Annotated in this window: 9 protein-coding genes; 1 reads left to right on the top strand and 8 read right to left on the bottom strand. The window is 38.3% G+C overall.

Annotation, left to right across the window (positions count from 1 at the left end; genetic code table 11):
* From AC4PL9_RS14675 to AC4PL9_RS14690, 4 genes are all read right to left on the bottom strand, one after another.
* A partial coding sequence (locus tag AC4PL9_RS14675) for an RtcB family protein (RefSeq protein ID WP_491605503.1) occupies positions 1-1,368 on the bottom strand: 1,368 nt, incomplete at its 3' end.
* A 122-nt stretch (positions 1,369-1,490) separates the two neighbouring features.
* Complete coding sequence (locus tag AC4PL9_RS14680) at positions 1,491-2,012, bottom strand: tetratricopeptide repeat protein (protein ID WP_491605504.1); 522 nt, start codon at positions 2,010-2,012, stop codon at positions 1,491-1,493.
* The gene (prfH, locus tag AC4PL9_RS14685) at positions 2,005-2,718 is read right to left on the bottom strand and encodes a peptide chain release factor H (RefSeq protein ID WP_491605505.1); all 714 of its coding nucleotides are present in this window, start codon (positions 2,716-2,718) and stop codon (positions 2,005-2,007) included. The genes AC4PL9_RS14680 and prfH overlap by 8 nt, the downstream gene beginning before the upstream one ends.
* Positions 2,719-2,728: 10 nt before the next feature.
* Positions 2,729-4,129: an RtcB family protein gene (locus AC4PL9_RS14690; protein ID WP_491605506.1), complete on the bottom strand. Its 1,401-nt coding sequence runs from the start codon at positions 4,127-4,129 to the stop codon at positions 2,729-2,731.
* Positions 4,130-4,621: 492 nt separating this feature from the next.
* Here AC4PL9_RS14690 and AC4PL9_RS14695 point away from each other — a divergent pair, with 492 nt between their 5' ends.
* A complete protein-coding gene (locus AC4PL9_RS14695; RefSeq protein WP_491605507.1) occupies positions 4,622-6,346 on the top strand; it encodes a WCX domain-containing protein in 1,725 nt (574 codons plus the stop codon).
* An 89-nt stretch (positions 6,347-6,435) separates the two neighbouring features.
* Here AC4PL9_RS14695 and AC4PL9_RS14700 read toward each other — a convergent pair whose 3' ends face one another.
* The 4 genes from AC4PL9_RS14700 to AC4PL9_RS14715 form a co-directional block, all read right to left on the bottom strand.
* Entirely contained in the window at positions 6,436-7,356 is a 921-nt protein-coding gene (locus AC4PL9_RS14700; RefSeq protein ID WP_491605508.1) for a hypothetical protein, read from the bottom strand.
* A 328-nt stretch (positions 7,357-7,684) separates the two neighbouring features.
* The gene (locus AC4PL9_RS14705; RefSeq protein ID WP_491605509.1) at positions 7,685-9,034 is read right to left on the bottom strand and encodes a LamG-like jellyroll fold domain-containing protein; all 1,350 of its coding nucleotides are present in this window, start codon (positions 9,032-9,034) and stop codon (positions 7,685-7,687) included.
* Between the two features lie 6 nt (positions 9,035-9,040).
* A complete protein-coding gene (locus tag AC4PL9_RS14710) occupies positions 9,041-10,255 on the bottom strand; it encodes a T9SS type A sorting domain-containing protein (RefSeq protein WP_491605510.1) in 1,215 nt (404 codons plus the stop codon).
* 42 nt (positions 10,256-10,297) lie between these two features.
* Positions 10,298-10,873 (bottom strand): T9SS type A sorting domain-containing protein (locus AC4PL9_RS14715; RefSeq protein WP_491605511.1); only part of this gene is annotated, 576 nt, incomplete at its 5' end.

The raw sequence follows: 10,873 nt of genomic DNA on the forward strand, positions 1-10,873 counted from the left end.
CTTCTTTCGTTTTTTCCAAGGAGCATTTTTTTGCCAGTCACCTGCCATAATGCACCCATACGGTTCTACTTCATCAATCACATTTCCAAGACCAAACTCCTTCATTTGGTTTCTAACGTTTTCGGCATTTTTATATGCACTCGGAAGTTCGGTAACGTCAATCTCATTGGAGAAAAAACGAACATCTAAACCCTCTGTCTCTTCATAAAACACTTCTTCACTTGTTTTATGAGCTTTGTTTTTCCGGTGCTGTGTCCTACTGATGTTTCTCCCTGCTCCATGTGGAGCAAAACCGAGATTATTCCCCGTTGTTTCTCCATCAACAATCAATACAGGTTCAGACATATTTAATGGAATTAATCGTGGACCTGTAACGTCATTCATAAATTTGGTATCCAACGGTGTTGCTCCTTTCGCATGATAAAACAAATCTTCGTCTTTGAATACAAAATTGTGTTCATTCCAAAATCTATTAGTAACAGAGGCCCCCGTTCCGGTGGCAACCAACTCATGGATGGTTGTATGATTCTGTTTGGTCCATTCACGAATGATCTGTAAAGCTTCCCAATAGTTTTTACCTTCTTCAGTGTCAAACGGAATCCACGCATTTTGCTTTAGCGTTTCAGGAGATAGTTCCTGTCTGAACTTCTCAGCTATTTTCATCCCCTGATTATAGAGCAACGCTCCGGGAGCACGTGAACCATGATGCGTCACAACAACCGTATTTCCGGTAGACTTTAAACGACCAACATACAGAAAGTGGTTTCCATCACCTTGTGTTCCCATATGTTCTTGAGCTAGTGATAGCATTCGACTGGATTGTAGAAATGGGTTCGACATAAACTGCTCCTTCAGTGCGTCAGGAAGTGAAAATTGTTTTCCTCTCACTCTACCTCCGGGACCAAAGTGAGTAGAAGCGTGTGCCATATCAAGAATATGTTTAGGATCTGTTTTTCCATAATCTGTCAACATAACCGAACAACAAATATCAGCACTGTGCATTCCCGGGTGAATCGCATTTTTTGCGACAGCAACGCCTCCTACTGGGATTTGTCCGATTGCTCCGGTAGGGCAGGCATCCGGCATAATCGTCCCAGCTACAAGTGTCGGGGTTTTCATTAATTCATTCATGGTAGAGATCACCTGAGAAACATTTTCGACCTCTGATTCATGTTCAGCACGGATATTAACAGAGAATTCTGCTGCCTGCTTTTTCAAAGCCAGTGGTTCAGGTAATTTAAACTGATCGAGATAATGATGTAGTTTTTCTCCCTCCAGTTTATGTGTGTTGATATAATCCAATGCTTCTCCAAACCATTTTCCTGGTTGATACCCTAATTTGATTAATGTATTTCCGTCTGTTTTCATTTTTTTCTTTTTTACTCCGCCAGCTCTATTGCCGGCGGAGGATTTTATGAATTGTTGAATATAAGAACAGGACAAAGGTTAATTAGATGTGCGCAATGATTTTGCGTAGAATAAAAAAAGAATTATGATTTCTTTTTTGCGGTCTTCTTTTTTTTCGTCTTGTTGGCTTCTTTTTGAGGCGGTCTTTTCTCTTCAATTCTGGTCTTAGCTTCTTTTAATGAGTTTTTGAAGTCTTGATTAAAACTAAATGATTCTGATTCTTTTAGTGTGTTGAGGGCTTCGTTGTACTCCTTTTTATACTCAAAATACAAAGCTTTGAGAAGAAGAAGTCCTCCTTTATCTGCGCCTTTTACATCTAAGGCAAAGTCAATTAATTTTTTTGCCGCGTCAAATTCTTCATAGTTCAATAATGCATTGATATAATACGGGTAGACCTGAATAGCATAGAGATTACTTTGAAGTGCTTCTTCAAAATAACTGATAGCTTTAGGGTAGTCCTGTAGTTGTTCTGCATACATTCTGCCGTACAGACAAAGCGTATGAGGACATTGATTATCACTACTCAAGGCGTATTCCATCGCTTCAAAAGCTTGCGCCAGATCAAAAGGGTAAGCATCCAGCGCTTCCAAAAGGTATTTATTCATCTTTGGTTTCGTTTAATCTTGTTCGTAAATCCTGTTTTAGTAGCTGTCTTCGGGAACCAAACTGTTTATTGTTTTTATTTGCCGAATCCTTGAATTGTAGGCTACTAAACACTCTGATGGGATTTCCTCTCTCAATTTCAATTTTTTCCTGCCAGTTCCTACTAGCCTGTTTCCCCGCTTCTTCCAGTTGCCGTTCCTCCAATTTTAATTGTAGCTTTTGCAATGCCAGTTTTTTATTTTGTAACTGGGAACGATGCGTGCTACTGGTAACACTGATTCCGGTAGGAGTGTGGGTAACACGAACGGCGGTACTGACTTTATTAACATGTTGACCGCCTTTTCCTCCGCTTCGCATGGTTTGAAATTTTAACTGATTCAAATCAATACTTAACAAATCAGTATTTTTTCTGAATTGTACGGCTACAAACCAGTTCTTTCGTTTATGATGTTTGCGGTACATAGAGGTTCCGGTCCACTGGATTGTTCCTTCCCAGGATTTCCGCAAATGAATCAATTCATTTCCGGAAACAGACAGACTTACTGAGTGATAGGTACTCGGCAGATCTCCTTGTTGTTCGTCAATAATGTGATAGGTATATCCCATATTCCTGATTTCGATCAGCATTTGTTTCAGAACCTGGGAAACGACCCAGCAGCATTCTGCCGGGCCTCTTCCTGATGATATGGTTATAATTTGTGTGTCCATTTTGTTTTTGTTATTTGTCCATACGAACGATTTTTGGTTGAAATTCACCAATCACTTCTACCAGTTCCAGTTGGTTGTTCATGACTGTATGAATATCTTTATACGCCATTGGTGCTTCATCTACATTCCCTCCGATTAACTCTATTCCGTTAGTTTGGAGTAGTTTTTGGATCTCACTCTTCGTGAATCTGGATTTACACTGACTTCTGGAGAACATACGTCCGGCACCGTGAGAAGCGGAATTCAAACTATTTTCATTCCCCAGACCTCTTACAATATATCCGGGAGCCGTCATTGATCCGGGAATGATTCCGAGAACACCTTTTCCGGCAGGTGTAGCGCCTTTTCTGTGAACGATACATTCTTCTCCGTTAACTTTTTCTTTCCATGCAAAATTGTGATGGTTTTCAATGGTTACAGTGATTTGAGTCCCGAGCTCTTTGGCTATTCTGGAGTGGATATTATCATGGCACGCCTGGGCATATTCACCGGCCAGATTCATCGCAATCCAGTACTCCATTCCATCGTGTTTATCCATGTCCAACCAGGCAAGGTGTTGTACCTGTTTAGGTAAGTGACATTGCTTTTTTGCCAGATGCGTATAATGCTGGGCGATATTGGCTCCCAACCCTCTGGAACCACTATGCGAAAGCAAAGCCAGGTATTCTCCCTGAGGAAGCTGAAGCTTACCATCTAGGTAGAGATCTTCCCGCATAGTCACTACTCCGAATTCAACGAAATGATTTCCTCCTCCTGATGTTCCTAACTGTTGGTAAGCTTTTTTGAAAAGCTGCTTCAACAAAGGGATTTCACGAAACTCACTTCTCTCAAATATAGGATGATCATGTTTTACCCGATGAGTTTCGTACATACCGAATTTAGTATGTTCGGAGAGTATCTTTTTCATTTGATCCGTTCGACCTTTGAAATGACTGGCAGGGAGGGGGAACACTGACATCGCCATTCTACAGCCGATGTCAACACCTACACCATAAGGAATTACTGCGTTTTTTGTTGCAAGTACTCCACCTATTGGTAGTCCGTAACCACCATGAGCATCAGGCATGAGTGCACCCCGTACCGCTATCGGAAGTTTCAACGAACCATAAAACTGATGTTTTGCCAGATCGCCAATTTCATTTTCTCCGAATATTTCGAAAGGAGCACGATGTGATTGTAAGGTGTGCATTTCGAGTTCTACCGGATCCGTCATCGCTTCAATAATTTTTCCCCATACAGGGTCATTTTTATAAGAGTCCTGATTGGCAATAACATCACTAAGTTCATTCAGCAATTTTTGTTTGTCGCACTTTTTGCGGTACCTGCTGATTTGTCCCAAAGCGATATTGATTGTATTGTTTTGTGGAAAACCCAGATTAACCAGGTCTTTTCCTTTAATTTTCTTTCCCATTTTATCTGAAATAATAAATACTGTGAATGATGAGAAAAATTCTCTGTTGAATGAACAACAGAGTTAGATCTCATATTCAAAAAATAATAGAGTACAGTGGCTTAACCTACTGTCAAAAATTTTGACTTACATTTTTTTTAAAGTAAATACGTAACACAAATTGATGGATTCAATGTTTCGAACTTACAACCAGTAAAATGGAGATAAAAAAAGTCCGAAACTATTGCTTCGGACTTTCATAACAGAATATTTTTAATCTATGAATTCCAAAGCACGCAAAGCACACGTCCCTGACCTGGCTCGCTGGAGAATATGTTAATTAAACTGAACATTTTGCTTTGGTTTTTATTCGTTAATAATGAATTTCAAACTTAAATCGGATGCAAATGTAGAGTGAAATTTGTTTTTTACCAAAGGAAAGACATTATTTTTAATGAAATAAGCTGTTAACTTTGACTGTCGAATAGTCATTTTAGAACGATACTACAGATTATGGCTCAGAATAAAAACGCACTGATACGTTACAAAACAATCGATAAATGTCTGCAAAATCAGTACCACAGGTGGACATTAGAAGATCTTATTGAGGCTTGTTCTGATGCTTTGTACGAATACGAGGGAAGGGATGTTAATGTGAGTAAACGGACGGTTCAATTGGATATTCAATTGATGAGGAGTGATAAGCTAGGGTACAATGCACCTATTGTGGTTTACGATAAGAAATATTACAAATACGATGATCCGGATTACAGAATGACAGATATTCCTTTGAATGAAGGAGATATGCAGGTACTTACGGAATCAGTGGAAATATTGAAGCAATTCAGAGATTTTTCTTTGTTTTCGGAGTTGGGGGACATTATCCAAAAACTGGAAGACCGTATTTATACAGAGAAAACACATCAACCGGCAGTCATTCATTTAGACAAAAATGAGCGATTGAAAGGATTGGAACATTTGGACGCGCTGTATCAGGCTATTGTGAAAAAGTTGGTTTTGAAGATTCGCTACAAATCTTTTTCAGCTAAAGAGAGTTCGGAAATGACTTTCTATCCGTTTATTCTGAAAGAATATAATAATAGATGGTTTCTTGTAGGGAAAAGCAAACCAAAGGGAAGTATTATGACCCTTGCTCTGGATAGAATAGAGTCTGTTGAGTATGATCTGAAAAAGGAGACTTTAGAAGAGCCCTTTGATGGAGATGCGTATTATAAAAATACGATAGGTGTAACAGTAATGGACGAGAAATATGTTGACCGGGTGATTCTGAAAGTAGATGCTTCAAATGCTCCATATATCGTGACCAAACCGTTGCACCATACGCAGCGCTTACTGGAGCAGTTGCCTGATGATGGAATCATTCTGGAACTTTTTGTACACCATAACTTTGAATTGGAACGGTTGATTTTGGGATTTGGAGGTGCGGTTCAGGTGCTACAACCCAGTTCACTCCGGAGGAGAATACAGGATCAGCTACAAAATGCGCTGGATCAATACAGAACACATTTACACCAACCGAACTTGGTAGCTGCTTCAAGGAAACTGGAGCGGAGTGGATATGTTGTTTTGAACGATATATATACGCGGAAGGAGGTTCGGGAAATAGGGAAGAGGCTTCATGTTTACTTTGATAAACACGATGAGCCGACTTTTGGAAAGCGGACTTTATTGAAAGATATTCCCGAACTGAAAAAAATTGTATTGAATAGGAACCTGAGAAAAATTGTACAGGTTGTGGATGAGAATGCTTTTCTGACGAAAGCTATCTATTTTGATAAGCCCGATACGGATAATTGGTATGTTACCTGGCATCAGGATATTCCTGTCAATGTAAACAAACGGATAGAGACGGAGGGGTTTTCTTCCTGGACCAATAGAAATGGAATTACCAGCGTGTGTCCGCCCGAGGAAATTCTGAAATGTATGTTTAGTATTCGTGTGCACCTGGATCAGGCTACGGTCAAAAATGGTGCAGTAAAGGTTATACCCGGTTCGCACAGTCGACGTTATTCGGATGGAGAAAAAGAAGCCATTGTTTCCAATGCTAACCCTGTTGTTATAGAAGTGCAGGAGGGAGGTGTTCAGTTGATGAAACCTCTTTTATTACACGCTTCTTCCAAAGCACAAAATCAAAAACGAAGACGTGTGATTCACCTGGAGTTTTGTTCTATGGAACTACCAGGGGAATTGGAGTGGCTTGAACGTGAAGAATTGTAAAATCACTTTAGATTGTTCGTTGTCTACAGGGAAATAGAATTTTAGACATCTAATTACTCGAGCTTCTGTTGTATTTATCTGTTGGAGTATTAAAAATTATAGGCTAAGCCCAGACGTATTCCGCTCCCTGTCATTCGAATATCGGGTGTTTGTTCTAAAGAATCTGTAAATGTTGTGTTCAATGGAAAAAATTTGATGAACGCTAATTCCAGAGAAATAGAGTGTTTATTAGTTAAGATAAAGGAAAAACCATGTCCCAATGACAATGAAAGAGCGGATATTTTATAATCCACAGTCTGATGACTGGAATAGGAGTCTGAGCTTGCTTGTAATTGTGCAACGACGGAATCAGTTAATTGAAAGGATTGATTGTATTTGGAGGTGAGGTAGTTTAATCCTATCGGGATGTAGAATGCAACATTTCGTTTATTGGCATCGTATTGAAATCGATAGTTGAATCCTCCTGCAAAATAATTACTTCCGTAGGACATTACAGCGATTTCTCCATTTATTCCAACATAATGTTTCCTGCTAAAATATTTTCCAACTCCTGCAAAAATTGAAATAGGGAGATCTGTATTGCCTCCTCCGGAGTACTGATAATAATTGTCGGAAGTAAAATGGTCATTAAAATTGAGAAAGGAAACTCTGACCCCTGCCGAGAATTCAAATTCGGACTCTTTACGTTGCTTTAAGGTAAACACTTTATTTTTAGTGGTAAATTCTTTATTATACTCAAAGTATTTGTATTCATCACTACTCAAAGAATACAGTTTACCATCCGTAGATTTAAATGTAAGTACACCGGTACTTTGATCGTAATTCAGAATTTCTCCTTTTAGCTCTGAAGTGTATTTTCTTGTTCCTCCTCTTCCGTCTCGTATTTCTTTATGAACAGCAACGACATCATAGACCTCTGTAATTCTACTTTTTGTGTGTGTTGTTGTGTCGCTTTGCGCATATAGTCCGATACACAAAAATATTCCTACTATACAGATTAGTGTTTTCATTTTTTATTAGCTGCAATTGATAGTATCTGTCTGCATGTCTTTCACATCAAAATTTTTTCTCTTATACGAAACATATTTTAAGCGGTTTTACATGATCAATTTTTGAATCTTTGTCTTCCATGTAATGATGGGAGTCTGATTTAGACAGGAAATCGACACTTCATGTTGATTTCCTGTCCGTTAATTTTGATCTCATTAGACCGCATAAATGGTATAACACGGATTAAACAAGTGAATACAACGAATGGTCTAGTTTTTTTTAACCATATAATAATCCTCGTCCCGAAATGTTGAAATCTTATGCGCAAGCTGATTAATAAAAGAATAACTATTCTTTTACAAATAATACGACCGGTCTATTTTCAAATTTCAGAAAGTAGGTACCGCTGGCCAAATAATCTACTGTAATGGTAGTGTTTGTAGTGCCATTATGCACGGTCTCACCTTGTAAATTCAGAATAGTGAAGTTTTCATCACTTGTTAAACCTTTTACAGAAAGAACAGAACTTGCCGGGTTAGGATAGATAGACACTTTTAGATGGTCAGGGTTAATTTCATCTAATCCAACAATCGTTATGTTTGAGCAAGCAGAAGTATCACTACAACCATTTTGTCCGGTTACAACTACAGCGTACGAACCTGTTTGAGTTGCAGTAAATGTTTGGGCAGTTTCTCCTGCAATTGGAGTATTTCCGTTATCACAATCGATCCATTGATACTGTGTACCAGCTGATACTTCGTTTGCGGAAAATGAAGGACCGCTTGTTGTAATTGTATTATCAACGGGATCCAGTACTGTTAAGTCCAAGTGGACAATACTATCACAACCTCCGACAGCACCACCGGAATACAGATAGGTTGCCGTATTATTATCTGTAGTATAGGTATTTCCATCTATCCAGGTCAAAGGTCCACAACTTTCAATAGTTGCTGTTGAATGTATATCTGAAGAAAATGCACCACTTACCCAATCAGTCGCAGGATCCATATTCGTGAGTGTAAGGTGATTTGCTCCGCTGGTCAGATCTGTAGCAATGGTGCTACCAATACCATCCTCAAAACGGTAGTATGCCACTAACCCTGATTCATTTCCATTCAAATCGGTGTTCATTGTTGCATTGATTTGGGTACTACTTCTGGCATAATTCCAAATTCTTACATCATCAAACTTCGTGTTCGTGAATTGTTGACCTTGATCGAAGCGTGCACCGACGACTAAACCAATCATTTGTGTTGTTGCATTTAAGTTAACACTCCCGGTTGTAGGAACTGTTGTAACTGCTATGCCGTCGATGTAGATAATTTGATTCGATCCGTCAAAAACATAGGCAATATGATGCCATTCTCCCGGGGTTGGAGCTGTTCCTGGGCCAGAATTAATCGAATTTGGATTTAATCCTTCTGCCCAGGTATTAAAACTCCCGTCTGCGGCCCACCCCCCAAGAGAAACATAAGAGCCGTTCCTCCAATTTACATAAACATCATTTGCTGTATAATCATCGGAGTTGATCCACATTTCAATTGTGAACCGTGAAAAATCATACTGTAAAAGGTTAGAGCCATATAAGAACTGATTGGTTCCATCAAGGTCAACAGCTGTTATGCACTGAGCTGTAGCAGATTTCAAGTGAAAAGAAGCAAACCCGAAAACAAATAAGATGCGTAATAAATTTTTCATAATTGTTTATTTTTTTATGAATTTTGAGGTTAACAGTTTATTATCTGTTTGAACATGGATAAAGTAAACTCCGGAGGTGATATCTTCAACATTCAGTTTGCTTTCAGGAAAAAGGACTCCTTTTTTAACAACTTGTCCTGATAAACTCACTACCTGAAAATCTGCCTGCCCGGTTAATTTGTCAATTCTAATTGTTCCTGAAGTTGGATTGGGGAAAACAGAAATAGTTTCATCAAAATTCGTTTCATGGATTCCTAAACTACTGCATGATAGACTAAAGCTGGCTGTCGCATCAATATCTGTCCAGTTCGTTGTTGCGTCTGTTACATCATCAACCTCAATGCAAGTTAGATTTGGATTTGAAGTAGCATCGAAATTCCCCAACGTTGTTGAATTTAAGTTTTTCATATTTAGTGATGTCAACTCATTTGATTGACAAGTGAAGTATACCAAATCAACATTTTGACTTACGTCCAATTGTTGAATATTATTGTTTTCACATCGTAATATGCTCAAAATGGGGTTATTGGAAACATCTAAAGCAATTAGGTTGTTTCCATCACAGCTAAAATTGAACAAACTAGGTAATGTACTAATATCGAGTGAGGAGATAGAATTACCTCCACAAGATAAACCACTTAATAGAGGACAATTACTTAAATCCAGGGAAGTTAATGTGTTGTTAAAACAGCTTAGCGAGAGAAGGTTTGGATTATTGCTCAAATCCAAAGTGGTGATGTAGTTAAAATTAATATTCAGATTTTTTAGAGCTGTGTTTTGAGTTACATCTAGATTAAACAACTCATTCGACGTTAAATCCAAGGTCTCCAGCGCTGTATTTTGACTAAAATCGACATAAAACAAACTAGTATTGTCAGTTGTTATTACTGTGTGTAAAGAAGTCAATGCTCCCGTATTTAACGAAACCAAATTTCCATTGTATCCACAATTTAAGTATTCCAATGCCGAATTCTGACTAACATCTAATGAAGTAATGTTATTTCCGTAGCAACGCAAGTCTGTTAATGACGTAAATGCTTCGAGACCTGTTAAGTCTGAAATATTGAGGTAACCGCAATCGATTTGACCAGAAAATGCAGCAGCTTCACTGATTTGAATTTCAGAATCACTATTTGTGTTAATTGCCGTGTTGGCAAGTAAATAGGTTTTAAAATTTGCATCCGGAATAGTGACGTTTTGAGCCAATACTGTTACGCTCATAATCGACATTGTTAATGTACTTAGTAATGTTCTTTTCATTGCTTACTGTTTAATTATTTTTATTTTAAATGGCTGTTCATGGTCGATTAGTCCTTCGATAAAGTAAACTCCTGGTTCTGAATCAATAGTTAGCTTTATTTTATCCTTTAATTCGAATTGATATACTTGAACGATCTGCCCTAATGAATTTACCAGATGAATGGAAATTTGATTGTATTGCATACCAAGATCAATTCTAAATTCTCCGTTTGATGGGTTTGGGTATACTTTGATAAGTTCCGTGCCTGCTATTTCATCGATTCCAACTGTTGTAATAGAAATACAATCAGAAGTGTCTGAACAAATTCCATTGTCAATGATAACTGCATAGCTACCGTTTGTTGTAGCAACAAAAGTTTGATTGGTTTCTCCATTCAGAATATGGTTGTCATTACCACAATCAATCCATTGGTAATCAACACCTGCTAAATCTGCAGTCAAAGTAACATCATCGCCCTGTGTTACACTCACATCCGGACCTGAAATGATAATATTTTGCGTTTGTGTAGATGTATTCCCATTTCCGTCGTTGTATGTCCATGTTACGACAGTTGTTCCTTGAGTTGTAATAGGCAAAGT

The sequence above is a fragment of the Wandonia sp. genome, assembly GCF_984588085.1.

Excerpts from the sequence above, each read along its gene's own strand:
- AC4PL9_RS14680 (WP_491605504.1), bottom strand. The coding sequence starts at position 2,012 with ATGAATAAATACCTTTTGGAAGCGCTGGATGCTTACCCTTTTGATCTG.
- prfH (WP_491605505.1), bottom strand. The coding sequence starts at position 2,718 with ATGGACACACAAATTATAACCATATCATCAGGAAGAGGCCCGGCAGAA.
- AC4PL9_RS14690 (WP_491605506.1), bottom strand. The coding sequence starts at position 4,129 with ATGGGAAAGAAAATTAAAGGAAAAGACCTGGTTAATCTGGGTTTTCCA.
- AC4PL9_RS14695 (WP_491605507.1), top strand. The coding sequence starts at position 4,622 with ATGGCTCAGAATAAAAACGCACTGATACGTTACAAAACAATCGATAAA.
- AC4PL9_RS14700 (WP_491605508.1), bottom strand. The coding sequence starts at position 7,356 with ATGAAAACACTAATCTGTATAGTAGGAATATTTTTGTGTATCGGACTA.
- AC4PL9_RS14705 (WP_491605509.1), bottom strand. The coding sequence starts at position 9,034 with ATGAAAAATTTATTACGCATCTTATTTGTTTTCGGGTTTGCTTCTTTT.
- AC4PL9_RS14710 (WP_491605510.1), bottom strand. The coding sequence starts at position 10,255 with ATGAGCGTAACAGTATTGGCTCAAAACGTCACTATTCCGGATGCAAAT.